This window comes from Exiguobacterium sp. s194, assembly GCF_018618275.1.
Lineage (GTDB): Bacteria > Bacillota > Bacilli > Exiguobacteriales > Exiguobacteriaceae > Exiguobacterium > Exiguobacterium chiriqhucha.
The window spans coordinates 164236-187620 of record NZ_JACSLT010000005.1; the positions used below are offsets into that span (position 1 = coordinate 164236).

Annotated in this window: 25 protein-coding genes and 1 riboswitch; of the genes, 18 read left to right on the plus strand and 7 right to left on the minus strand. The window is 53.8% G+C overall.

The features are described from left to right. Positions 1-33: 33 nt before the first annotated feature. Positions 34-138: riboswitch (SAM riboswitch) on the plus strand. Positions 139-210: 72 nt separating this feature from the next. The 3 genes from KNP85_RS07880 to KNP85_RS07890 are packed head-to-tail and all read left to right on the plus strand — an operon-like array spanning position 211 to position 2710. Further along, positions 211-1032: a MetQ/NlpA family ABC transporter substrate-binding protein gene (locus KNP85_RS07880; RefSeq protein WP_214802561.1), complete on the plus strand. Its 822-nt coding sequence runs from the start codon at positions 211-213 to the stop codon at positions 1030-1032. Positions 1033-1041: 9 nt separating this feature from the next. Beyond that, positions 1042-2076: a methionine ABC transporter ATP-binding protein gene (locus KNP85_RS07885; protein ID WP_214802564.1), complete on the plus strand. Its 1035-nt coding sequence runs from the start codon at positions 1042-1044 to the stop codon at positions 2074-2076. Beyond that, positions 2048-2710, plus strand: coding sequence for a methionine ABC transporter permease (locus tag KNP85_RS07890; RefSeq protein WP_034777647.1), 663 nt, complete (start codon positions 2048-2050; stop codon positions 2708-2710). Before KNP85_RS07885 ends, KNP85_RS07890 begins: the two co-directional genes overlap by 29 nt. A 28-nt stretch (positions 2711-2738) precedes the next feature. Here the strand turns inward: KNP85_RS07890 and KNP85_RS07895 are convergent, their stop codons facing one another. After that, positions 2739-3134 carry a Spx/MgsR family RNA polymerase-binding regulatory protein gene (locus tag KNP85_RS07895; protein WP_021067479.1) on the minus strand — a complete coding sequence of 132 codons (396 nt, stop codon included), beginning with the start codon at positions 3132-3134 and terminating at the stop codon, positions 2739-2741. Positions 3135-3306: 172 nt separating this feature from the next. Here KNP85_RS07895 and KNP85_RS07900 point away from each other — a divergent pair, with 172 nt between their 5' ends. The 6 genes from KNP85_RS07900 (at position 3307) to KNP85_RS15785 (ending at position 7575) form a co-directional block, all read left to right on the plus strand. Beyond that, positions 3307-3690, plus strand: coding sequence for a DUF302 domain-containing protein (locus tag KNP85_RS07900; RefSeq protein WP_131472636.1), 384 nt, complete (start codon positions 3307-3309; stop codon positions 3688-3690). 104 nt (positions 3691-3794) lie between these two features. Then, entirely contained in the window at positions 3795-5087 is a 1293-nt protein-coding gene (locus KNP85_RS07905) for a hypothetical protein (RefSeq protein WP_214802567.1), read from the plus strand. 11 nt (positions 5088-5098) lie between these two features. Next, positions 5099-6355 (plus strand): hypothetical protein, encoded by a 1257-nt coding sequence (locus KNP85_RS07910; RefSeq protein ID WP_214802569.1) that lies wholly within the window; start codon positions 5099-5101, stop codon positions 6353-6355. Between the two features lie 34 nt (positions 6356-6389). After that, positions 6390-6794, plus strand: a complete 405-nt coding sequence (locus KNP85_RS07915; protein WP_214802571.1) for a hypothetical protein — start codon at positions 6390-6392, stop codon at positions 6792-6794. 203 nt (positions 6795-6997) lie between these two features. Continuing rightward, positions 6998-7414 (plus strand): PAS domain S-box protein, encoded by a 417-nt coding sequence (locus KNP85_RS07920; RefSeq protein WP_251136263.1) that lies wholly within the window; start codon positions 6998-7000, stop codon positions 7412-7414. Beyond that, complete coding sequence (locus KNP85_RS15785) at positions 7411-7575, plus strand: hypothetical protein (RefSeq protein WP_251136264.1); 165 nt, start codon at positions 7411-7413, stop codon at positions 7573-7575. Before KNP85_RS07920 ends, KNP85_RS15785 begins: the two co-directional genes overlap by 4 nt. A 37-nt stretch (positions 7576-7612) precedes the next feature. On the opposite strand, the gene KNP85_RS07925 is transcribed toward KNP85_RS15785, so the two are convergent. Beyond that, positions 7613-8269, minus strand: coding sequence for a M48 family metallopeptidase (locus KNP85_RS07925; RefSeq protein ID WP_131472646.1), 657 nt, complete (start codon positions 8267-8269; stop codon positions 7613-7615). A 116-nt stretch (positions 8270-8385) separates the two neighbouring features. On the opposite strand from KNP85_RS07925, the gene KNP85_RS07930 reads away from it, so the two are divergent. The 3 genes from KNP85_RS07930 (at position 8386) to KNP85_RS07940 (ending at position 11979) form a co-directional block, all read left to right on the plus strand. Continuing rightward, the gene (locus KNP85_RS07930) at positions 8386-9558 is read left to right on the plus strand and encodes a MalY/PatB family protein (protein WP_214802573.1); all 1173 of its coding nucleotides are present in this window, start codon (positions 8386-8388) and stop codon (positions 9556-9558) included. Positions 9559-9628: 70 nt separating this feature from the next. Beyond that, positions 9629-10840 carry a hypothetical protein gene (locus tag KNP85_RS07935; protein ID WP_029595436.1) on the plus strand — a complete coding sequence of 404 codons (1212 nt, stop codon included), beginning with the start codon at positions 9629-9631 and terminating at the stop codon, positions 10838-10840. Continuing rightward, the gene (locus KNP85_RS07940) at positions 10837-11979 is read left to right on the plus strand and encodes a hypothetical protein (protein WP_214802575.1); all 1143 of its coding nucleotides are present in this window, start codon (positions 10837-10839) and stop codon (positions 11977-11979) included. The genes KNP85_RS07935 and KNP85_RS07940 overlap by 4 nt, the downstream gene beginning before the upstream one ends. 63 nt (positions 11980-12042) lie before the next feature. Here KNP85_RS07940 and KNP85_RS07945 read toward each other — a convergent pair whose 3' ends face one another. Together KNP85_RS07945 and KNP85_RS15895 are read right to left on the minus strand one after the other, a co-directional pair. Continuing rightward, a complete protein-coding gene (locus KNP85_RS07945) occupies positions 12043-13053 on the minus strand; it encodes a tyrosine-type recombinase/integrase (RefSeq protein ID WP_214802579.1) in 1011 nt (336 codons plus the stop codon). Between the two features lie 15 nt (positions 13054-13068). Next, positions 13069-14124: a GGDEF domain-containing protein gene (locus KNP85_RS15895; RefSeq protein ID WP_029595439.1), complete on the minus strand. Its 1056-nt coding sequence runs from the start codon at positions 14122-14124 to the stop codon at positions 13069-13071. Between the two features lie 353 nt (positions 14125-14477). Between KNP85_RS15895 and KNP85_RS07955 the strand changes: the two genes are divergently transcribed. The 3 genes from KNP85_RS07955 (at position 14478) to parC (ending at position 19387) form a co-directional block, all read left to right on the plus strand. Continuing rightward, positions 14478-14882, plus strand: a complete 405-nt coding sequence (locus KNP85_RS07955) for a CoA-binding protein (RefSeq protein WP_021067467.1) — start codon at positions 14478-14480, stop codon at positions 14880-14882. Between the two features lie 129 nt (positions 14883-15011). Then, positions 15012-16979, plus strand: a complete 1968-nt coding sequence (gene parE, locus KNP85_RS07960) for a DNA topoisomerase IV subunit B (protein WP_214799912.1) — start codon at positions 15012-15014, stop codon at positions 16977-16979. Between the two features lie 2 nt (positions 16980-16981). Then, positions 16982-19387 (plus strand): DNA topoisomerase IV subunit A, encoded by a 2406-nt coding sequence (gene parC, locus KNP85_RS07965; RefSeq protein ID WP_029595441.1) that lies wholly within the window; start codon positions 16982-16984, stop codon positions 19385-19387. A gap of 65 nt (positions 19388-19452) precedes the next feature. On the opposite strand, the gene KNP85_RS07970 is transcribed toward parC, so the two are convergent. Next, complete coding sequence (locus KNP85_RS07970; RefSeq protein WP_214802581.1) at positions 19453-19959, minus strand: DinB family protein; 507 nt, start codon at positions 19957-19959, stop codon at positions 19453-19455. Positions 19960-20100: 141 nt separating this feature from the next. Here KNP85_RS07970 and KNP85_RS07975 point away from each other — a divergent pair, with 141 nt between their 5' ends. The 3 genes from KNP85_RS07975 to KNP85_RS07985 are packed head-to-tail and all read left to right on the plus strand — an operon-like array spanning position 20101 to position 21910. Then, a complete protein-coding gene (locus KNP85_RS07975) occupies positions 20101-20712 on the plus strand; it encodes an NUDIX hydrolase (protein WP_029595443.1) in 612 nt (203 codons plus the stop codon). Positions 20713-20726: 14 nt separating this feature from the next. Next, positions 20727-21443 carry an MBL fold metallo-hydrolase gene (locus tag KNP85_RS07980; protein ID WP_029595444.1) on the plus strand — a complete coding sequence of 239 codons (717 nt, stop codon included), beginning with the start codon at positions 20727-20729 and terminating at the stop codon, positions 21441-21443. A gap of 17 nt (positions 21444-21460) precedes the next feature. Continuing rightward, entirely contained in the window at positions 21461-21910 is a 450-nt protein-coding gene (locus KNP85_RS07985; protein WP_029595445.1) for a GNAT family N-acetyltransferase, read from the plus strand. A gap of 156 nt (positions 21911-22066) precedes the next feature. Here KNP85_RS07985 and KNP85_RS07990 read toward each other — a convergent pair whose 3' ends face one another. Both KNP85_RS07990 and KNP85_RS07995 read right to left on the minus strand, forming a co-directional pair. Next, the gene (locus tag KNP85_RS07990; RefSeq protein WP_029595446.1) at positions 22067-22609 is read right to left on the minus strand and encodes a GNAT family N-acetyltransferase; all 543 of its coding nucleotides are present in this window, start codon (positions 22607-22609) and stop codon (positions 22067-22069) included. Positions 22610-22690: 81 nt separating this feature from the next. Beyond that, positions 22691-23086 (minus strand): hypothetical protein, encoded by a 396-nt coding sequence (locus KNP85_RS07995; protein ID WP_029595447.1) that lies wholly within the window; start codon positions 23084-23086, stop codon positions 22691-22693. Positions 23087-23385: the final 299 nt, after the last annotated feature.

The following is a 23385-nucleotide window of genomic DNA, read 5'->3' on the forward strand; positions in this document are numbered from 1 at the left end:
AAAAGTAAGATGATAACAACTTAATAGACCGATTGCTTATCAAGAGTGGTGGAGGGACTGGCCCTGTGAAACCCGGCAACCAGATCGTAATGATCATGGTGCTAATTCCAACAGACGAAATCGTCTGGGAGATGAGCGTGTCCGACTTTGACTTGTCGTGCCCGCCACTCTGAATGAGTAGCGGGCTTTCATTTTGGAGGAGGAAAACAAATGAACATCAAACAGAAAACAGTACTTGCAGGAACATCACTACTCGCCGCCATCGCGCTCTCAGCATGCGGACAATCGGACGCGAGCGAAGCGCTCAGCACGGAGTCGCTCACGATTGGCGTCACGGGCGGGCCGCACCAACAGATCGCCGAGAAAGTGAAAGAACTCGCGGCCGAAGACGGCCTCGAACTCGATATCAAAGTGTTCAACGACTATAATACGCCGAACACGGCGCTCGCCGAGGGTAGCCTCGACGTGAACAGTTATCAGACGCTCTCATTCCTAGAACTGCAAAAGTCCGATAAAGGCTATAAAATCGACGACGTGTTCAAGACCGTCGCTTTCCCGATGGGTCTCTACTCAGAGAAGTTGACCGACATCGAAGATTTGAAAGAAGGGGACAAGGTCGCCGTCCCTAACGACCCGGCGAACGAATTGCGGGCGCTCCGTCTCTATGAGACAGCGGGTCTCATCACGCTAAAAGAAGGTTTGACGGACAAGGCGACGAAACGCGACATCGCCGAGAACCCGCTCAACCTTGAATTCATCGAGCTCGAGGCGTCACAGCTCCCGACCCAGCTCCCGGAAGTCGCTCTCGCGGCCATCAACACGAACTTTGCGATGGGTGCCGGCCTGTCCATCAACGAGGACGCGTTGTTCCACGAGGACACGGTCGACAACCCGTATCCGAACTACGTCGTCGTCCGCACCGACAACAAGGATGATGAAGTCGTCGAGACGCTCAAATCGTACTACCATTCGGACGAGGTCCGGACGTTCATCGAAGAGACGTTCGACGGCTCAATCGTCCCGGCGTTTTAAGGAGGGCCTATGATCGCACTTCGAAACATCACCAAGACGTTCACCGTGAACAAAGGTGCCGTCACCGCACTCGACGACGTCTCGCTCACAATCGAGAAAGGCGAGATTTTCGGCATCATCGGCCGAAGCGGTGCCGGCAAGAGCACGCTCATCCGCATGATCAATCTGCTCGAACGCCCGACGTCGGGTCAAGTCGAGATCGAGGGACAGGACATCACGAAGCTCGACAAGCGCGGGCTCTCGAAGTTGCGCCATCGCATCGGGATGATCTTCCAACATTACAACCTGCTCAAGACGGCGACCGTCGAAGAGAACGTCGCCATCCCGCTCCGTCTCGAAGGGCTCGATAAGCGCACAATCCGTGAACGCGTCGACAAATATCTCGATATTGTCGGATTGACCGACCATCGGAGCCATTATCCGGAGCAACTGTCGGGTGGACAGAAGCAACGTGTCGCCATCGCCCGTGCCCTCGCGCACGAGCCGGACATCCTGCTCAGCGACGAGGCGACGAGCGCGCTCGACCCAGAGACGACCGAGTCGATTCTCGACCTGTTGCTCGACATCAACCGCGAGCTCGGGCTGACGATTTTCTTGATCACCCACGAGATGGAAGTCATCGAGCGCATCTGCGACCGGGTCGCCGTCATCGAGGCCGGCCGGATCATCGAAGAAGGCGACGTGCTCGAGGTGTTCTCGGACCCACAGCATGCGACGACGCGCAAGTTCTTGAAAACGAACCTCGATGTCCCGAAAGAGGTCGTCGACGAATTGAGCACGCACGGGACGCTCGTCAACTTGTCGTTCATCGGCCATCAAAGTGAACAGGCCGTGCTCGCCCAGTTGACGAAACGGTTCGGTTTGCTGCCGAACATCATCGGGGGCGGTATCAAAAAGTTGAAAGGCGGTCTCGTCGGCAATCTGCTCGTCCATTTGGACGGCGATGAGGGCCAGACCGACCAAGCCGTCCGTTTCTTAGAGGCGAGCGGTGTGAAAGTGAAGGAGGTGACGAACCATGCTTCAGTTTTGGGAAAATTGGGGTGACTTGATTTGGACGGGGACGATCCAGACGCTCACGATGACCGGCATCGCGCTCGTCATCTCGACGTTGATCGGACTGCCGCTCGGGACGCTCCTCGTCTTGACGCGACCGAACGGCCGGCTCGCCAACCGTTATTTCTACGGGATCTTGTCGAGCGTCATCAACGTCGTCCGTTCGATCCCATTCATCATTCTCTTGTTCTTCATCCTCCCGTTCACCCGCTTCATCATGGGAACGACGATCGGCGTCCAAGGTGTGCTATTGCCGCTCATCGTGTTCACGGCGCCATATATCGCACGGCTCATGGAGTCGGCACTGCTCGAGGTCGACCGCGGCGTCGTCGAGGCGTATGAGGCGATGGGCATCTCGACCCGGAAAATCATCTGGTACGTGTTGATTCGGGAGGCCCGCTCCTCAATCGTGCTCGGTTTGACGATCGCGACGATCGGTTTGATTGGGGCGACCGCGATGGCCGGACTCGTCGGGGCAGGTGGACTCGGTGATATCGCCTATCAGTACGGGCATCTCCGATTCGAGCCGGAGGTCATGTATGTGACCATCTTCGTCTTGATCTTGCTCGTCCAATCGATTCAATCGTTCGGCAACCGCTTGGCGGCCCGACTCAAGAAGGCATAACAAAAAGAGCTCTGCTTCGGCAGGGCTCTTACTTGTTGTCGAGCAATCGTTTCAATTCGGCGATGCGGTCATGGCGCGGGATGAACGTGCGAATCTCTTTCTCGCTGAACCCGATTTGAATCCGATTGTCATCGACGACGATCGGACTCTTCAAAATCTGGGGATGCGATGCCACGAAGCTGTACAGCTCACGGAGCGACATCTCGTCAAGTTGATCCGCGGCTTGTTTGTACACGCTCTTTTGAACGGACAACAGGTCGGTCGTCCCGTTCTCGGTGAGGCGGAGCATGTCTTTGAACTCGGTGAACGACATCCCTTGGTCGGTCAATTTCTTCTCGATGAACGGGATGTTCTGCTCACGTAACCAATCGATCGTCTTACGGGAAGAACTGCAGCTTGTATGTGTGAATACGGTGACCGTCACGGCAACCACTTCTCCTTTACGTAAGTATGGACTTCTTTATTTTCTCTCATACATACGTGACGGACATCGAATATGTTTCAAATCACATATACTTTTTTCGACCGAACAGACGATTTGTCGGTCCTTACTTCGGGTACAAGACGAGAGAGACTACATCATAGGAGGGATTCACATGTTTGATTACACGGTCAAGACCGATCAGACGGTCGAAGCGGTCGTCGAGAAGCTGAAAACGACGCTCAAAGAGGAAGAGTTCGGGGTGCTCTGGGACTTCAATTTGAGTGAGACGCTCGAAGAGAAAGGTCAAGCGATTGATGGGGACTACCGCATCCTCGAAGTGTGCAATCCAAAAGAAGCGAAAAAAGTCATCACGGCGCACCGGGAAGGCGGTTATTTCCTCCCATGCAAGCTCGCCGTCTTCACGAAAGACGGGTCGACCCATGTCGGGATGCCAAAGCCAACGAAACTGATCGAACTGATCGAGGATGAGTCGCTCCAAGCTGTGGCACGCGATGTCGAGACGAGATTGACCCGAGCCATCGATAAAACTGTGTAACGGTCATTGAACCCATCCAGGTCGTCGGACGGGTTTTTTCGTGTTCCCTCCTAAAGTAATATAATGGTAAAATTGGTACAAATAGATGATGAGGGGCGGATGATTTGAAAAAGTTAGTCGGTTTATTTGTACTATCCACAGGCTTATTGGTTGGTTGCGGTGGGGAAAAGCCGGACGTCGTAAACTTGTCTTACGTCGACGCGCATTGGACCGTCAGCAAGTATGCCAAGGAGGAGTTGATTTCCCTTCATTCAGCCGACGAGACGCTTGAAGCCTGTAGCGGTAAGTTGACGACCGAGCTGGAAGGCGACTTGATTGTGTTCGATACGATCGTGGCGAACCGCTATCCGATGACGGACACGGGTGAGGAGTATGCGTTCAAGGCCGTATCATATATGAAAGGGGATGAGAATTATGTGCTTTGTCGTGACATGGCCTCGAACCGCTTCTCGGCGGAAGTGATCGAGTCGTTCCCTGACGATGTGGACGTATCAACAGGGACACCGATCGGTCGTTATCCAGTCGTCGGTCCGGCCGATAAGTCCGCCAAAACCGCCTTACGGGATGCCGATGAATTGAACGAGTCAGGCAACCCTATTGAACCGTTCCTCGAAACGCTCGTCGCCTTTTCCCCGGCTCTGTACGGTGAGATTGAAGTAGAAATCGGGGGAATGCCGAGTCCATATCCGTTGTTCTCGTTCGATCCGTCGATGGCCAGCATGAAAGACATCAAAGTAGCGATCGGTTACGATACGATTACTGAGAAATCGTATTTGCTGCTCATGTTTGCGGACCTTTATTTCTCGGTGACTCCACTCGAGTCGATGATTGACCAAACCGCAGAAGGGCTTACATATGAAGCGTTGAGCGTCGAGCGCCTCCCCCTCGAGACGGAGCTCATCCCGGACCAGACTTATCCATTGTATGAGTTCACCTATACTCGTGACGGAAAAGTCGTCAATGAGACGATGACGTTCACATACCGCACCTCTGACTTATTATCGACAGCGGAACGAAAGCAGCTCGAGACACACCCCGACGAAGACTACATGCCACTTGTGGTCGGTCCACTCGTTTATCTTCATCAACAGCCGTTCAACCCGGAATCTCCGTTGTCATACCCGGTTCTTTTAAAAGCAGCGGGGAACGAGATGGATGACCTCGTCCAAGCAATCGATTCCGCTGAACCGACGAAGCGTCAAGGTGATGAAGGCGACTATCCGCTTCTAACAATCGTCGATGGACACAAGGGACAAGAGTTCGAGGTGACGTATAAACAGCGCTCGAAAAAGATGGATATTTACGTGACCGACCGCTCGACCGACGAGACGTACAAACTGACGAGCGAAGGGGCCGAGACGTTCTTGTCCTACTTCCCTGACTTGAAGAAGAAATGAGTGGGTTGAACATGAAGAAACGAGCGTTGATGTCATTGTCACTGTTATGGTTGACGGCAGGCTGCTCGGAAGACGTGGACGTCGTCCGCTATGGCCATATCGAGGAGCACTGGCAAGCCGAACGGGTTACGTTGAACAGTCAAGAGCCTGTAGTGGATGCCGAAAAGATTTTGAACCAATGTGAAGACAAGGAACGACTGACCGAACTAGATGGAGAGACGTTTTCAATCCTCGGGATGGCGTATGCGACCCGGGCCCCGCTTATGAATGATGACTATTATGGATATAGTTTTAATGAAGTGACCTATGTCGAGGGGGATACAATCTATGCGCTCTGTAAATCAGACCGGATGGACGGGATGGAAGGGTACGGGGCCGTCGAGCTTGCAGAAAGACCTGCCTACTTGAAAGACGAGGTCGGCACAGAGATTTCGTTCCTTCCGACCGTCCATATCGCGACCGCAAATGAACGGGCTGCGTTACATAAGCCGGACGCCTTCTATGACAATGGACAAGACATGGAACCGTATCCGGTCACACTTATGAGGATTTCGCCTGGATTTAGCGGCACGGTTGAGATTGGGATTGAAGAAGGGGGCTACTTTAACCCATTCTTCCACTTTTTGCCGAACCTTAGACCGTCCGATGTGTTTATCGCATTAGGACGAGATAAGGCCACGAACATGCCTCATCTGCTCCAGTCTTATGGTGGAGACAAGGCTCGCTATTCCTACTCCATTTTACAAGATGCCGATTTGCTCAACGGGGCTGACAGTTTAACCTTCCGTCGAATCCATAACGGTGGCACGATGGAACCGATGACATCTTATCCGCTATATGACCTCACGATTGACGTGGACGGACAAAACGTAACAAAAACCGTGTCGATGCGCTATCGAACGAGCCCTCTCCTTACAGATCCTGCAGATCTAGACGAGATAGCGGTCGCTTACCTCCATCAGTATCCGTATCACCGGGAAGTCCCGCTCCCTTACCCTGATGCGGTGAACGTGAGCGGAAAAGCGTATGACCGATTGGTCGAAGCCCTCGAGACCGCGAGCTCTTCGACGAAGAGTGGTGAGACGGAAGACTATAAGTATTTGACGCTATTACACGGAAATCTCGGTCAACAGTTCGAAGTCAGTTACCAGCAACGGTCGAAGAAAGTCGATGTCTTCGTGAAAGACGTGAAGTCCGGGGAAGTGTTCAAACTGTCGAGCGTCGGGTCGGAGACGTTCCAAGAGTTATTCCCACAGGCTTTCGAATGAACGGATTGGTTGTAAATCGAGGAGGGGTGTTCTGTTGAAACGCACGTTGGTTGGATATGTCATCTGCGCGGGACTGTTGCTTGGAGGTTGTGCCAGTAGCGAGGAAGACGTGGATCCGTCTCGTATCGAGTACCAAACGATACATACTGATGGGGAATACGGGCCGACACGCACCATTACCGACGCTGAGACGAATGCCGAGCTTGATCGAACGACGGAGGAAGTCGAGTGGGAAGACCAGCCCGTCCCGATCGAGCGGGAACCGGATGTGAAAGCGACGTTCTTGTTCACGCCGAACGATGCGCCAGAACGTTCACTCGACTTCGGAATTTGGTACGAAGAACAGATAATCGGCGGCATCGATCCAAAGGACAGCCGGGGTGAACTCACGGCCGACCAAGTCACGCTGTTCAAATCAATATTCGATGACCAGGAATGATAGGGGACCCGTGCATGGCACGGGTCCTTTGTTCATGGACTTAGCAGTGAACCAACTGGAAAACACTTCAAATTCAAGATATTGACTCGATTTCAAAAACCGACGCTATTCAGGACTTTTCGCACAGGGTACACTAGAATTCCGCTACATTCCAGGAATAAAGCACTAAAGGAAATCGAGAAAAGAAGGTAGGAATAATCGGAATGGAACTGACAAAGATTGCTAGCCTCTCATCCCCTGAGGTGCTCCGTGCCCTCGAGGCCAACGTGGCGATGATCCGATTCGACCGTCAACGACGCGTCGTCGATGTGAACGACCTCTTCGCCAAGGCAATGAAATATAAACGTGACGAAATGATCGGGATGCACCATCACTTGTTCTGCACGCCAAGTTTCGTCAGCAGTCCCGACTATCAAGCGTTTTGGAACAAGCTGTTCGACGGCTTCAGTTCGGCCGACAAAATCGAGCGCATCGACGCCCGCGGTGATTCAATTTGGCTCGAAGCGACCTATATGCCAATCTATGAACAGGATGAAGTCGTCGGCGTCGTCAAAATCGCCTCCGACATCACGAGTCGCCAACAGACGATCGAAGAATACGCGCGAACACGGACGGGATGAACAAAGAGCTCGTCTCAATCGTCGACGGCGTATCCCGCTCCAGTACAGACATTCAAGAGAGTGTCCGCATCATGGAACAGACGCTTGAGCGGTTCGAGCATATCGAACAGTCGGCCGAATCGCTGAACGGCACAGCCGAGCGGTTCACTTCCGCCATTTAAAAAACCAATCGGACATGCCTCCTGACAAGGGACACGTTCAATTGGTTTTTTTGATTTGCAGCGTATGGCCATGCTGTTTCAACCAGGCCATCGCGCCGGCGACGTTTGGATACACTGACGCAAGCTTCGACCAGAACGCTTTCGAGTGGTCGAAATGAACGAGATGGACCCATTCGTGGGCGATGACATAATCCATGACGTCCTGCGGGGCGAGCATGAGCCGGACGTTGATCGAGATCGTCCCGGTCGAGCTGCATGACCCCCAGCGCGTCTTTTGGTGGCCGATGCGGATTCGTTCCGCCTTCACACCAAGTTGACGTTCATAGTGGGGGGACCTTTCCATCACATAAGCGAGGGCCCGTTCTCGTAGCCAGACCTCGTACGCTTTCCGAAGCGATGATTCGTCCCACTTCGCAGGACAGTAAAAGTTTTCGCCGTCGAAGCGGAACCTTGTCTCGGTATTGCTTTTCACGAGCGAAAACGTCTCTCCGTGCAAAAGCAGTCTGTCGGCTGGTAAGACGTCACGCTTGGGCAGTGCCGCGAGGCGATCTTCGATCCAGCCGGCATGTTCCGTCAATATTGTCTCGACGACTCGGTTCGGGAGCCTAGCTGGAATCCGCAGCTCGATGCCGTCCGGCGTCACGAAGAAAGCCGCCCGTTTCCGGCGTTTATGGCGGATGACGGTCACGGTCATCGGGTTCACCTCCTTGAAGTATCTCGGTCGATTATAGCCGACGCGTCTCGAATCCGCCATCGTTTTGCGGACTCGAACGCTCGTTTTTTGTTACAGTAGGAGTAGGAGGGATGAACATGAAATCAATCTTACATCAATCGCTTGACCGGACGGGAACGGATTCGGTGAAATGGGACGGGCTCGACCGCTGGTTCCATTTGACAGATGACGTCTTGCCGCTGTGGGTCGCAGACATCGATATCCGCACGGCACCGTCCATCTCGGAGGCGCTGACGGCACGGGCCGCGACAGGAGAGTTCGGGTACACATTGTTCTCGAGAGAGGCGCAAGCAGCCGTGAGTTCTTGGTATGACCGTCGTCACGGGCTCAAGGTCGATGCCGATCACGTCTTGTTCTCGAGTGGCGTCGTACCGGGATTGACGCATATCGTCGAGGCGTTGACGGAGGAAGGGGATGGGGTCGTCATCCAGTCGCCCGTCTATCCGCCATTTCATGAACTGGTCACCGGGTTGAAACGGGAGTTGCTCGACGCTCCGCTCCGTCAAGTCGATGGTCGCTACGAGATGGACTTTGACGCGCTCGAGACACAGATGCAGAAGGCGAAGTTGTTCTTGCTCTGCTCGCCGCACAACCCGGTCGGACGGGTATGGACCGAGTCCGAGCTGAAGCAAGTCGTCGAGCTGGCACGTCGCCATGACGTCATCCTCGTCGCCGATGAAATTCATGCCGACTTGACCTATCCGTCACAACGGCATACCGCCCTCAATCGCCTCGATGACTCGGTCATCACGGTGAGTGCACCGTCGAAGGCGTTCAATATCGCGGGGCTGTTCGCGTCGTACATCATCTGTCCGGACGATGCGATGCGAAAACGGATTATCCAAGTCCAAAACAAACATCATGTGTTACCGACACCGTTCGCGAACACGGCCATCATCGCCGCCTATTCCGACTCGCGGGCCGAGCGTTGGCTCGACCAATTGACGGCCGAACTCGAGGAGCAGGCGACGTACCTCGTCGAGCGGTTCCAGGAAGAGCTGCCCCAATTGAAGACGTACATGCCTGAGGCGAGTTATCTCCTCTGGATCGACTTCAAGGCGCTCAATTTCGAAACGGAACCGCGGAAGAAGTGGTTGCACGAGGAAGTCCGTCTGTTCTTGTCGCCAGGTCACCCGTTCGGGGAGTCGGGTGAGACGTTCGAACGCCTCAATTTCGGGACGTCCCGAGCCATTCTCGACGAGGCGCTTAAGCATCTCACCGAACATGCCGGTGGAAAGGCGTTTGTTTGATTCAAGAAACGGGAAAAATTTCACAATGAGCCAGACAAGACCGATGGCAACGGAAAGCGAGTGAATGCGAATGGAGACGATCAATTGGAAAAAGAAAATGGAGGAGCAACTGAGGCGTAGCGGATTCACGTTACAGGTCGAGAACATGGCCAACCTCGGTTTGACGGAGATTCATGCATCTTCGTCCCCATTGATCTCGTATCCGCTCCGGATTCGCCTGTACGTCCGCATGGGGTGGCTCATGTGCACGGTCGATGCGACATCGGTCGACCGGAACGAGGACCATCCATTGTTCGAGCGAATGATTGCCGCCGTGTTCGAGCGCATCGTCCGACACTTGTATCACGCCTACGACTTCCATGTCTTGACGTATATCGGCAATACCGGCAACTATATCGCACCGAAAGAGTCCGAGACGGGAGAAATCGTTAACCTGCTCGCACAACTGTGGACCGACCGCTCCTATCTGCACCTGGAGACGTATGAAGAGTATCCGGCCCTATACGTGACGCCGCCTTGGGCGCACCAAGCCTACGCGTTTGAGAGCACGGATGACGAATGGATTATCTATGCGGGCCGAAGCGGCCGTCCGGCGACGGATTATCGCGCCGACGGGACGGAACTCAAACCGCATCGCCTGGCCGAAGGGGACTTGTTCTTCCCGGTGCATCGCATTAAAAAAGACCGCGGCACGCTCGCGCTCGCCGAATGGTTACGGCTCGAGCGTCGTGAAGTCGAGGATTTCATGCTCGCCTTCATGAACACGATTCAGAAATTCGATCCCGCCTTCGGCTTTTCCTGGGGTGGGACCGATACGTTCTTTCATGGGGTGCCGGTCGAACCCTATGCGCAAGTGCTTCGGCTCGAGAGCGGGAAACGACGTTACCGGGTCATGAACAACTCGGCTAAGCGACTGTTTGCCGTCGCGGACGACCCGCTCGAATGTTTGAAGGAAGTGGAGCAGACGCTCCGGACGGTCCGTTTGCCTGAGCGACGGGTCTCCTCGCTCGGACAGCTCGTGATGGGCATTTGGCAACAGTTCGAGCCTGATGAATCGACCTATATCCAAGAAGTCGCCTATCGTGGCATTTCCCAGTTCCAAATTGAAGAAAAGATTGGCCACGCCTTGGCGAACCGCCAACGCGTCCGTTGGGTCGAGAAGACCGATCCTCACCAATCCATCATTGAGTTCGCCCATTTGCGGATTTCATTCCCGAAACGACCACCCGGCATCGTCACCGTCGAGCCGGTTGAATCTTCTTATGAGAGAGGTGCCCTATGAGAATCGTTGACGCACGTGCCATGCCAATCAGCCATGAGGATTTGATTGCCGTTACCGAGACGTCCATCTACTATCGAGAGAAGACCGGCGAGACGAGTTTCTCGATCTATCGCTATGATGAAGCGGACGGGACCGTCACGCCGATCAGTCATCGCGCCTATGAAGACTATGGGATCTCGAAGCTGTTCGTCAGTGACGCTCGTGTCTATTTCTTGAATGAGATACCAGACCGGACGGGTGTCGTCCGCACGGAGTTGATTGCGTTCGACTATCGCTCTGGACGAGAAGATGTGCTCGCGACATTCGAGAAACGTGGTAACAGCACGCTCTATTGGGTTCTCGCGGACCGTTACTTCCTCTTCTTGACGAGTTTCGGAGATACTGATGAGGCATGGTTGTATGATGCGGAGACGTCGTTCCAAGAGCGAATCCGTGACGAGCGACTTGTCGGACATGCCGGTAAGTTCCGTGAGCTCTATCTGTTCTCGACCGAGCTCGATGGCATTCCATATATCGTCTGCAACGCCCGCTTGGACGAGTTTGCCTATTACGAGGCACTCGAGGACGGTCGGGTCTCCCCGGACGATGCGATCGACCATTCGGAGGCGATTCTGATTTGTTCGCTCGACGAGGCGGTCGAAGCGATCAAGTCTCGTCAAAACGAGATTCCGTTCGAGGACTTGATTCGTCTGCACGGGGAAGGGGACACGGTCCAATACTTGGGTGAACGGGACAAGCGACTTCGGTTCTCGACTTTCGTCGACGAGGCGAACGAGGAGACGATTTATGAGTTGACCGCACCGGACGTGCTCCGCGAGGTGGCGGTGGTCGACTGGGGCGCCTACGAGCCGATTGACTTCACGTATGACGATGTCAGTTCGACGATTTTCATTAAAGTGGAAGAGTCAACGGACCATACCGAATTAATTGACGCGACGAGCGGGGCCCGTTTCCTCGACACGGCTCCATTCGAGCGCGTGCTCGCCTCGAACTATTTCATCCATGAGTCGGCGGCAGATGGAACAGATGGAGGCGTGACCGTGTTCAATCTCGAGACAAATGAGCGGCAAACGTTTGAAGATGCCTATTACACGGTGCTCGATGAGACGATTGTCATTCTATCGACGAAGCAGTTATAACGAAAACACCTGAACCAATCCATGTGATTGATTCAGGTGTTTTATAATGGTTTACATAATAAGTTATCGTAAACCTATCATAGCTTGTTTTTTCTTCTCGTCGCCGATATGGGCATAGACTTGCGTCGTCGCCACCGATTCGTGACCGAGTAACTGTTGAATCGTCAACACATCGATGCCGCTCATGGCGAGCCGTGAGGCGAATGTATGCCGTAGTTTGTGTGGTGTCACCTGTTTATGCGTCAAGAACGGCAAATACGGTTTCAAGCGGTCGATGTGGCCTTTTAACGTGTGTTGCACCGTCCGCACCGAGATGCGCTTGCCTCGCTCCGATTGGAATAACGGGCCTGACCCGTCACATCGATAGGCGTCGAGGAGCGGCTCGAGCGGGGAGGCGATCGGGATGACCCGTTCCTTATTGCCTTTCCCGATGACGCGAATCGTCCCGCTCTCGCGGTCGATATCGTTCCAATCGAGGCCGACGAGTTCCGAGACGCGCATCCCGGTCAACCCAAGCAGTTGAATCATCAAAAAATCGCGGTCCCGGTTGCGCTCGTACCAACTCGCCTCGCGGTCGGACATACCGACGTTGCTGCGGACGAGCGTCGAGAAGTCGAGCCACTCCTGCTCCGTCAAATAGACCGGGTTGCGCTTGGCACGCTTTGGCCGTTCGACCGCCTGGAACGGGTTATGGGCCGTCACGCCCGTCTCAATCAAATGGTTGAACAGCGACTGCATCGACGACAATTTTCGGTTGATGACGCTCGGAGCGTTATCGAGCTCGAGGGCGAGATACGTCGCGTACGCCTCAGCCCCCGCGTGATCGAACTCGACGAACGAGTCAATCTCGACCGATGATGGGTCGACCTCGGATGCGCTGGCGGCCTCGACCCAGCGGAAAAAGTCTAAAAAATCATAGAGATAGCGCTGGGCGGTCTGTTCCGAATAATGTTTGGCTGCCAGGTGATTCAAAAAACGCTGGATGAAGCTCGGCATGCGCTCGTAGCCGCTCAAATTGAAACGTTTCGTCGTGACCTTGGTCGGTGCTTGTCCGAGCTGGCGGAATATACTCAAAAGATCTCTCCTTGCTTACTGATGGATTGACGTGACGATTCGGTCCTTGCCTTCTTGTTTGCCGGCCCGGAGCCGGTCGTCCGCCTCTTTGACGAGCGTGTCGACGGCCTCGAATCCGGTTCGCGTCGTGACACCGAACGTCATCGTGACGCTGAGACGACGGCCGTCATAAATCGTCTCGAGTGATTTGATGCGTTGGCGCAAGCGGTCAATCGTCTCCGTGGCCTCTGCAGTGGACTGGTCCGCCAAGAAGATGAGGAACTCCTCGCCACCCCAACGGACGGCTATCCCGTCGGTTCGGGCAAGCGCGGAGGCGACTTGCTTGAGTACGAGATCGCCGCAGTCATGACCGTGTTGCTCATTGAACGCCTTGAAATGGTCGATGTCCCCTAGAGCGACGGCGTATGGCCGTCCATTGATGACGGCTTCGCGAATCTCATCTTCGACCAATCGGTAACCAGTCGTCCGATTATACAACCCGGTCAGCCCGTCCCGTGAGGCGAGCGTGTGTAACCGTTCGTTCGTCCGCTCGAGCTCGGACGTCACTTCGACGACGGACCCTTCGAAGACGAAAGACAGACCAGCAATCAAGGCGATCGTCGACAAGAGACAAAAGAGGCCCAATATTTGCTCGAAGGACGGCGTGAGCGGTTGCGTCCCTGTCGTCACATTCATATATAGGAAACCGTAGATGGTCATGGCGAGTATCGTCGAGGCGACCCGGATGGACCGACGGACGTTCGGCATGAAGAACACGCCATAGGCGACCGTGATGATGAAGTAGTGGACGTTCGCACCCCAACCGAGCACGACCGTCGAGATGATCGCGTTATAGACGACCTCGATGAACAGACCGACGAAGAACGCTCGATAATATCGTTTATGTACAAAATAAAAGGATAGCGTGTAATACAGAATGCTGAGTAGATTCGACCAGGCGAGTACCGTGACGCCGAGTTGCCAAAACGTGATCAAGAACACGACGTGGATGAGCCAAGCGAGCGCGTTCCCGTAAAAAGTGATGCGGTAATTATATAGTGTACCGCGACGTTCCTCATAGGCAGTTCCCACGCGAACACCTCCTGAACTTTAGTATACCGAACTGCCATCGATTTGCCCATGGGCGTTCGAGAAACGAGTCAATTTTACTATCTGAAACGCTTTAAATCGGTCCTTATGATTGCGTGAAATAGATATTTCACGCAACGTTTGTTCGCACGGGATTTTCCTCCGAGACACACATCAACCTGAGAACCGGAGAAATATCGTCATATAATCCGGTTTACATAATAAGTTATGGTGAACCAATTGATTTGTTTTAAAAATTTGAAAGAGTTACAGTTGTATGATAAAAGAAAATAAAGCTTGAAACGGTGATTCAGGTAAAGGTACACTGAGAACGTAAACAAAAGGGGGATTTCAGGATGGACGATCAACGTTTGAAACAATGGCTCACCGAGGCGAAGACGATTGCTGTCGTCGGCGTGTCAGCGAACCCGAACAAGACCGCGAACCAAATCGCAGACTATTTGATCTTGCAAGGTTACACAGTCATCCCTGTCAATCCAACGCTCGAGACGTGGAACGGACGCAAGGTCTATCCGACGGTCGAGAGCATCCCGGGGCGCGTCGATATCGTCGACGTCTTCCGACGCAATGAGTATTTGGCCGGCGTGGCCGAAGATGCCGTCCGACATGGGGATGTCGGTCTCGTCTTCAACCAGCTCGGGCTCACCAGCCCGGACGCCGAGCGGATCGCTCGCGATGCCGGACTCGACTACATCGAAAATCGATGCATCTATGTCGAGCACGCCCGCCTTCTCGGTTAAGACCTACCTCCTTGGTAGGTCTCCTTTTTTTCACGAGCCCCGCTCGCGGAGGGAGGCTTGCCAGAATCCAAAAACAGCTATACAATAGGATAGAAAAACGAACGTGTGTTCGAAATTGAGGTGACGAAGATGTCAACAGACTTATTTAATTACAATGAAGACGCCATCCAGGTGCTCGAAGGACTGACTGCTGTCCGGAAACGTCCGGGGATGTATATCGGTTCGACCGACCATCGCGGCTTGCACCATCTCGTCTATGAGATCGTCGATAACGCGATCGATGAGGCGCTCGCCGGATTCGGTGGCCAAATCGATGTGACCATCCATAAAGATGACGCAATCACGGTACGCGATCACGGGCGTGGTATGCCGACGGGGATGCACGCCTCCGGGAAACCGACGCCAGAGGTCATCTTCACGGTCCTTCACGCCGGCGGTAAGTTCGGCCAAGGCGGCTACAAGACGTCAGGTGGACTCCACGGGGTCGGCGCCTCGGTCGTGAACGCACTCTCGAGCAAGGTCCTCGTGACGATTTATCGCGACGGCAAAGTGTTCGAGCAGACGTTTGCCGACGGCGGGATCCCGCAGACGACGCTCCTCGAGACCGGAAAGACGCGTCAGACAGGGACGAGCGTCTACTTCAAACCGGACGCCTCGATCTTCTCGACGACGACATATAACTACGACACGCTCGCTGAACGGCTCCGTGAATCAGCATTCTTGTTAAAAGGATTGACGATCACGTTGACGGACGAGCGCTCGGATAAAGAAGAGACGTTCCATTACGAGGAAGGGATTGCCGAGTTCGTCCAATATTTGAACGACGATAAGGCGACGCTTCATCCAATCGTCTATTTCGAAGGGACGGAGAACGATATCGAGCTCGAGCTCGCCTTCCAGTTCACGGACGCCTATTCCGAGAACGTCCTCTCGTTCGTCAACAACGTCCGGACTCGTGACGGCGGCACGCACGAGGTCGGCGCCAAGACGGCGATGACCCGCATCGTGAACGAGTACGCCCGAAAGAACGGATTGTTGAAAGAAAAAGACAAGAACCTTGACGGCGGTGACGTCCGCGAAGGCTTGACGCTCATCGTCTCGGTACGGATCCCGGAAGAGTTCCTCCAGTTCGAGGGGCAGACGAAATCGAAACTCGGTTCGCCCGAGGCCCGTACGAGCGCTGATGGTGTCATGGCCAAACAACTGACGATCTTCCTCGAGGAGAACCCGCAGATGGCGACGATGCTCATCAAGAAGGCGATCCGCGCCGCCCAGGCCCGCGAAGCCGCCCGGAAAGCCCGGGAAGAGGCGCGCAACGGCAAGAAGAAGAAACGTTCGAGCATCTTGAACGGGAAACTGACGCCGGCGACGTCGAAGAACGCCGCCAAGAACGAACTGTTCCTCGTCGAGGGTGACTCGGCCGGCGGTTCGGCCAAACAGGGCCGCGACCGGACGTTTCAGGCCATCCTGCCGCTGCGCGGGAAGGTCATCAACTCGGAGAAGTCGAAACTCCAGGACATCATGAAGAATGAGGAGATTAACACGATCATCCACGCGATCGGGGCTGGGGTCGGCCATGACTTCGAGCTCGAGGACTGCAATTTCGACAAAATCATCATCATGACCGACGCAGATACGGACGGGGCTCACATCCAAGTGCTCCTATTGACGTTCTTCTTCCGTTATATGCGCCCACTCGTCGAGGCCGGCAAAGTGTTCGTCGCCTTGCCACCGCTCTATCGGATTTCGAAAGGGAAAGGCAAGTCGGAACAGTTCGAGTACGCTTGGGACGAAGAAGCGCTCGAGAAGCTCGTCAAAGTGTATAAGAAGGGCTATATCCTCCAGCGCTACAAAGGTCTCGGTGAGATGAACGCCGACCAGCTATGGGAGACGACGATGAACCCCGACACACGGACGCTCATCCGCGTCACGGTCGACGACGCTGCCGTCGCCGACAAGCGTGTCTCGGTGCTCATGGGAGACAATGTTGCCCATCGCCGCGAGTGGATCGAGGAGAACGTCGCCTTCGGCCTCCAGGAAGATGATTCGATCATCGCCAATGAACACGTGACTAAAGCGATTGAGGAAGTGATGTAACGATGTCGACGATTCAACACATTTTAAACTTGTCGCTCGAACAGGTCGTCGGTGACCGCTTCGGGCGTTACTCGAAATATATCATCCAGGATCGGGCCCTCCCGGACGCGCGCGACGGGCTCAAACCCGTTCAGCGCCGCATCCTGTATGCGATGCACCATGAAGGAAACACGAACGAGAAACCGTACCGCAAATCGGCCAAGACGGTCGGTAACGTTATCGGTAACTATCACCCGCACGGTGACAGTTCCGTCTATGAGGCGATGGTGCGCCTATCGCAGGACTGGAAGTTGCGTTACCCGCTTATCGACATGCACGGGAACAACGGCTCGATGGACGGCGACTCGGCCGCCGCGATGCGGTATACCGAGGCCCGTCTGTCGAAGATCGCCGGCGTCATGCTGACGTCGATCTCGAAGAACACGGTCGACTACACGCCGAACTTCGACGATTCGACCGAAGAGCCGCTCGTTTTGCCGTCACTCCTCCCGAACTTGCTCATGAACGGGACGACGGGAATCTCTGCCGGTTACGCGACCGAGATTCCGCCGCACAACTTGACCGAGGTGCTCAACCTCGCCATCGCCCGTCTGAAAGGTGAGGTCGAGACGACGAATGACGCGTTCCGTTATATGCAAGGACCTGACTTCCCGTCTGGCGGGATCGTTATGGGCAAAGACGGCATCTTGAAGGCGTTCGAGACCGGCAAAGGCAAGGTCATTATCCGTGCCAAATCGGTCATCGAGCCACTTAAGGGAGGTCGTGAACAGATTACCATCACCGAGCTCCCGTATGAGGTGAACAAGGCGAACCTCGTCAAGAAGATGGAAGAGCTTCGCCTCGACCGCAAAGTCGAAGGCGTCGCCGAAGTCCGTGACGAGACTGACCGGACCGGTGTCCGCGTCGTCATCGAGTTGAAGAAGGAAGCCGATGCGGAAGGTGTGCTCCATTTCTTCTTGAAGCATACCGATCTGCAGCTCGCCTATAACTACAACATGGTCGCCATCGTCAACCGGACACCGAAACAGATGGGTCTCTTGTCGATTATCGACGCATACTTGAAGCACGTCGAAGAGGTCGTCACTCGACGCACGACGTTCGAGCTCGACCAGGCGAAGAAACGCGCCGAGATCGTCGATGCGCTCGAACAGGCCATCTCGGTCCTTGACGAGACGCTCGAACTCATCCGTTCGGCCAAAGACAAGTCCGAGGCGAAGCAGAAGCTCATGGAGCGGTTCTCGTTCTCAGACCGTCAAGCCGAAGCGGTTGTCATGCTCCAATTGTATCGTTTGACGAACACGGATATCGTCGAACTGCAAAAAGAGGCGAAGGCGCTCCAAAAAGAGATCACTCGCCTCGCCAACATCTTGAACGTCGACGCGACGAAACGGAAGCTCATCTCGAAAGAGTTGACCGCACTCCGTGACGAGTTCGGCGACGCACGCCGCTCGGTCATCGAGTCCGAGGTCGAAGAGTTGAAACTGAAGACAGAGGTCATGATCGCCGTCGAAGAGACGATGGTGTTCGTCAGCCGCGACGGGTACGTCAAACGTTCATCGATGCGCTCATATGGCGCCTCGAGCGACGAGATGCCGGAGATGAAGCAGAAAGACCGTCCCGTCCTCGTCACCCAGGCGATGACGACGGACCACTTGCTCGTCTGGACGAACAAGGGCAGTTACTTGCTCATCCCGGTCCATCAGATTCCAGAGTCGAAATGGAAAGACGCCGGTCAGCATGTCGCCAACCTCGTGCCGATCGAAGGCGAACAAGTCGTTTCGGCCGATGTCGTCTCGACGTTCGACACCGACGCGCACTGTCTGTTTGTGACGCGTGAAGGCATGGTCAAACGGACACCGCTCCGTGACTATGACGCCCAACGCAAGTCGAAGGCGCTCATGGCGCTCAAACTGAAAGGCGACGACGAGGTCGTCTTCGCCGGCATCAGTGACGGGCCTGGCCAACTGTTCCTCGTCTCTGAGCGCGGTTACGGCCTCTGGTTCAAAGAAGATGACGTGCCGGTTGTCGGTCAGCGCGCTGCCGGCGTCAAAGCGATGAACTTGAAGGATGGGGATATGGTCGCAGATGCTTTCGCCTTCTTCACACCGCCACTGTTCGTCCTTGTGACGCAACGTGGAGCGGTCAAGAAGATGAAGCTCGAGGATCAGTTCGACTGCACGAACCGCAACTTGCGCGGGACGATGCTCATCCGCGAAGTCAAATCGAAACCGCACCAGATTCGTCGCGTGCTCCCGGTGCATGACGATGAGACGCTCCACATCATCGGGAAAGAGAAAGCGAAGACGGTCAAGACGAAGCAGTTGACGCTCTTGGACCGCTACGCCAACGGCTCGTTCGTGTTTGATGAAGAGACATTCGGAGAGATTGAGGACGTGTATCTCGATTGAGATCGAACTAAAGAAAACCCTGTACCAGAGACCATTGTCTTTGATACAGGGTTTTTCTTATGGATTCAAAGCTCGGCCTCTATCAGATAGCGCTCCAAATCGGCCTGTTGGCGCAAGTGATGCCGGGTATGCATCTCGATGAGGTCGTACCACTCCTGTGCGTTCAGCCAGCCAAAGCCGCCATGCCGTGCTTTGACGTCAGGGTTTGCCGCGCGGACGAGCGGTTCAAGTCGCTTCAAACGCGCAGACAATTCGTCGAGTCGTCGCTCGAGCGTCTCATGCTTGTCCGTGTTGTTCGGTGGTTGGTTCATCTCATCAGGTAAACGAATTTTAATCGGAGGGAACCCACCGGCCTGAAACAATCGTTCACCGAATTCGGTCTTTCCGAGCGGTTGCTCTTCGTGTGAGGCGAGACACCGTTCAATCTCGTCTGCATATTCCTCGGCCACCACGATGATATGGTCGTACATCTGCCCGATTGACCAGACGTCTGCTGCTGCCTGATAGCGCAACTGCCGTTCGGTATAGCCGTCCAAGTCTTCTTTGAACTGGGATAACACTGCGATCGACATATCGTTCCTCCTTTGCCACCGTTCTCATTTCAGTATATCACGGGGAGGATAGGTACTTTCTTATGGGAGCGGGTATTGCTAAAAGGAACAAGTCCATCGTTTGGCGAATGGGGTAAGAGGAAAAATCATGGGGGGATCACTATGTCTCAATGGCTCGACTGGGCCAAACGGCTCCAGGCGCTGGCACAGGCTGGCTTGACGTTCACGAAAGACGAGTTCGATCGAGAACGTTACGTCGAACTTCAACGAATCGCGACCGAGATGTTCGAACGACAGTCAGACCTCGCCTTGGAGGAGGTCACGAAACTGACGCACGTCGATGGATACCCGACACCGAAACTCGACGTACGCGGTGTCGTCTTCCGGGACGATGCGCTCTTGCTCGTCAAAGAGCGGTCGGACGGGCTTTGGACGTTACCAGGTGGTTTTTGTGAGGTCGGGTTGTCCCCGGCCCAAAATATCATTAAGGAGATTGAGGAAGAGGCCGGGTTTGATGTCGTACCGGTACGGCTACTCGCGTTGTTCGATATGCATCATCACGACCATCCACCGCTGTCGCAGCATTACTATAAACTGTTCATCGAATGCGAGCTGATTGGTGGCGAGGCGCAGGTGAGCCATGAGACGAGCGAGGTCGCGTTCTTCACGCGGGACAACTTACCACCTTTATCGACCGCGCGGAACACGCAGGAACAGCTTTATATGTGTTTTGAAGCTAGATGGCAAGAAGATTGGATCACGTTGTTTGATTAAGGGGAGGGGATATCATGAAAGTCACACGGATTGACCACGTCCATCAACTGACATTCTATGCGCCTGTATTACCGATTAACGTCCAGTTGATTGAGCGGGAGCTCGGACTCGTCTTGATTGACACCGCCCTCGCGCGCAATGCTGAAGCGATTTTAGCGTATATCGAGGCACAGGAGCGTCCGCTGCTCGCCATCTTGCTGACGCACGCCCATGGCGATCACGTCGGTGGTGTCGACGCCATCTTGAAGGCGCATCCGCACGCCGAGCTTTACGTCTCGAGGCGCGATGCTCGTCTCCTCGAAGGGGACAAGACGACCGACCCGGATGAGCGGTCACTCAAACTAAAAGGATCGCTCCCAACAATCCACTCCTTGCCGGATAAATTGCTCGACCCAGGTGAGCGCTTGTTCGGTCTGAGGGTCTATCCGGCAGCGGGTCATACGCCGGGCTCCATCGCCTATTTCGATGAAAAGGAGCGGAACTTGTTTGCTGGTGACGCGTTCCAGACCCGTGGGGGAGTCGCCGTGGCAGGGGATGTACGCCCGTTGTTCCCGCTGCCGGGCGTCGCGACCTGGGACAAACGGGCAGCGGTCGAGCATGCGGAGAAGTTGATCGACCTGGCACCGCGCCACACGTTCGTTGGACACGGACAGCCCGTCGCTGGGACACACCGGCTCTATTTGGCGCTGAAACGGGCCAAACGCAAGCAAGCACGTCTATTTTCACGATAAACCGGAGGTGCTGATAGATGGAGTTACGCGAGATTCAGACGACAGATTATCAACTGGCCGAGCAGATGCTCGAGATTCAACGGAACGCTTATGCGGTCGAGGCCGAGCTGTTCGGATTCGATGAGATTCCAGCGCGTTATGAGACGGTCGAAGTGATTCAAAATCTGCCTGGGACGAGCTATGGCTTATATAACGACGAGCGGTTGATCGGATTCATCACGGTCGAAGCGGCCGAGAACACGGTCGAGGTCACGAAATTATGTATCGATCCGACGTATTTCAGGGCGAGGCTCGCGACGACGTTGCTCGAACATGTGCTCAGCTTGCATGAAGACAAGCTTGTCTATGTGCATACGGGAAAACATAACGGTCCGGCCAAGAAGCTGTACACGAAGCTCGGATTCAAACCGAGCGCCGAGTTCGAACCGGAACCAGGTGTCACTTTGATTCGTTTTACACGATCTTGAATCCCTTTCCTCAAATTTCAAATCCCGTCTCACTACTTTAAGTATACTAAAGTATTGAGACGGAGTTTTATTTTTACTGATAATATATGTTATGTTAACTAATAGAAAAATAAAGAAAATTGATGTCAGATATGACATCTCTCCTCTCGAAAAAAATCAGAAAATCTTGTACCAATACAACGTCATATCGATGTTCGGATTGCCGGTCTGTTTGAGCGTATCGACACCGCCGAGCGCGAACCCTTCTTTCGCATAAAAGCGACACGCGATCACGTTATCGTTCTGCGCTTCGAGTGACAATCCAAGCAACGATTGCTTTTTTGCCCACGCCTCCGCAACTTCTATCAGCAAATGCCCAAGCCCGCTGTTGCGATAGCTTCCACGGACCGCGATGTTCTCGATATACGCAAAACGGTTCCAGTCTTTCACCACACGGATTTGTCCAATACATGTTGTCTCGTCGAATGCCAAGAATATTTGTTTGTCCTCACTGTTGATGTATTCAGACCAATCCAGCAAATCGTCTGGAAAGCTTGTCACACGGGCTTTCTCATATAACTGTTCCTCATACGTCCAAACCCCGTCAGAAAAGCTCGGAATGATTTTCCCGATGACTGGAAACGGATTATTGGCTTCGTTCACGACGCTGATGGAATACTCATCTAACGCTTTGATCGAGATGTTCGGGGCTTCTTCCATTGCATTATTCTCCCTTCTATATGTAATGACCGCTCCATCCTATAACTACATGATCTCACCAGACTAGCCATAAAGTGGCGGTCATGAAATCAAAGTCGGTGGTTCTGTCGACAACACTTCAATTACATCATGTGATGTCAGGAACACGTAATGCTGAATATTATAAACCGTTTCGTAAATGTTTGTTGATTCTTCAGCTAGCCATTTTAAATAGCTGGAATCGGTCACTTGAAAGAGTGTCCAGTCGCCAAAAAAATCAGGGTCATGATGTTTGTATAAATGTTCTAGCGTTCTAATAAGCGTTCCTTCGTCTGTATGTCGATACGACAGCACTAGTCCGTCAAACAAGAATGTATACGTGTTCTCATGCGTATCCATAAACACGAGTCTTAATCCGTCTTTATCATCAATTAGAGCCTGCAGATATAGTTTGGCCGGTATTTCTGGATTGACGGTGCATCTTTCCCATTTTTCCATTTGCCCCCCGCTCTCCTCATTTTAATATGTTACGAATAAGCCTTTACTATCTATCATACATGAATTATTAAAGTTCACATGGGTCCGAGTCGGCTGATCATCACGATGATATTTTCGCTTAAACCGTATTGTTCAAACCGACATCCATTGATCTGTTTCATCATAATTACTAAACTGTGTCATTCGATTGAATCCTTCATTCATCAACATGTTAGCGCTTTATGGATTTATGTTTCAAAAATAACTTTAATGCTGTTCATCCGCTCTTAGGAGTTGCCTGTAAGCGTATGTCATGCTAT

Excerpts from the sequence above, each read along its gene's own strand:
- KNP85_RS07885 (WP_214802564.1), top strand. The coding sequence starts at position 1,042 with ATGATCGCACTTCGAAACATCACCAAGACGTTCACCGTGAACAAAGGT.
- KNP85_RS07910 (WP_214802569.1), top strand. The coding sequence starts at position 5,099 with ATGAAGAAACGAGCGTTGATGTCATTGTCACTGTTATGGTTGACGGCA.
- KNP85_RS07975 (WP_029595443.1), top strand. The coding sequence starts at position 20,101 with ATGTCTCAATGGCTCGACTGGGCCAAACGGCTCCAGGCGCTGGCACAG.
- KNP85_RS07925 (WP_131472646.1), bottom strand. The coding sequence starts at position 8,269 with ATGACCGTGACCGTCATCCGCCATAAACGCCGGAAACGGGCGGCTTTC.
- KNP85_RS07955 (WP_021067467.1), top strand. The coding sequence starts at position 14,478 with ATGGACGATCAACGTTTGAAACAATGGCTCACCGAGGCGAAGACGATT.
- KNP85_RS07935 (WP_029595436.1), top strand. The coding sequence starts at position 9,629 with ATGGAGACGATCAATTGGAAAAAGAAAATGGAGGAGCAACTGAGGCGT.
- KNP85_RS07890 (WP_034777647.1), top strand. The coding sequence starts at position 2,048 with ATGCTTCAGTTTTGGGAAAATTGGGGTGACTTGATTTGGACGGGGACG.
- KNP85_RS07995 (WP_029595447.1), bottom strand. The coding sequence starts at position 23,086 with ATGGAAAAATGGGAAAGATGCACCGTCAATCCAGAAATACCGGCCAAA.
- KNP85_RS07980 (WP_029595444.1), top strand. The coding sequence starts at position 20,727 with ATGAAAGTCACACGGATTGACCACGTCCATCAACTGACATTCTATGCG.
- KNP85_RS07990 (WP_029595446.1), bottom strand. The coding sequence starts at position 22,609 with ATGGAAGAAGCCCCGAACATCTCGATCAAAGCGTTAGATGAGTATTCC.
- KNP85_RS07900 (WP_131472636.1), top strand. The coding sequence starts at position 3,307 with ATGTTTGATTACACGGTCAAGACCGATCAGACGGTCGAAGCGGTCGTC.
- KNP85_RS07880 (WP_214802561.1), top strand. The coding sequence starts at position 211 with ATGAACATCAAACAGAAAACAGTACTTGCAGGAACATCACTACTCGCC.
- parE (WP_214799912.1), top strand. The coding sequence starts at position 15,012 with ATGTCAACAGACTTATTTAATTACAATGAAGACGCCATCCAGGTGCTC.
- KNP85_RS07920 (WP_251136263.1), top strand. The coding sequence starts at position 6,998 with ATGGAACTGACAAAGATTGCTAGCCTCTCATCCCCTGAGGTGCTCCGT.
- KNP85_RS07940 (WP_214802575.1), top strand. The coding sequence starts at position 10,837 with ATGAGAATCGTTGACGCACGTGCCATGCCAATCAGCCATGAGGATTTG.
- KNP85_RS07930 (WP_214802573.1), top strand. The coding sequence starts at position 8,386 with ATGAAATCAATCTTACATCAATCGCTTGACCGGACGGGAACGGATTCG.
- KNP85_RS15785 (WP_251136264.1), top strand. The coding sequence starts at position 7,411 with ATGAACAAAGAGCTCGTCTCAATCGTCGACGGCGTATCCCGCTCCAGT.
- parC (WP_029595441.1), top strand. The coding sequence starts at position 16,982 with ATGTCGACGATTCAACACATTTTAAACTTGTCGCTCGAACAGGTCGTC.
- KNP85_RS07970 (WP_214802581.1), bottom strand. The coding sequence starts at position 19,959 with ATGTCGATCGCAGTGTTATCCCAGTTCAAAGAAGACTTGGACGGCTAT.
- KNP85_RS07985 (WP_029595445.1), top strand. The coding sequence starts at position 21,461 with ATGGAGTTACGCGAGATTCAGACGACAGATTATCAACTGGCCGAGCAG.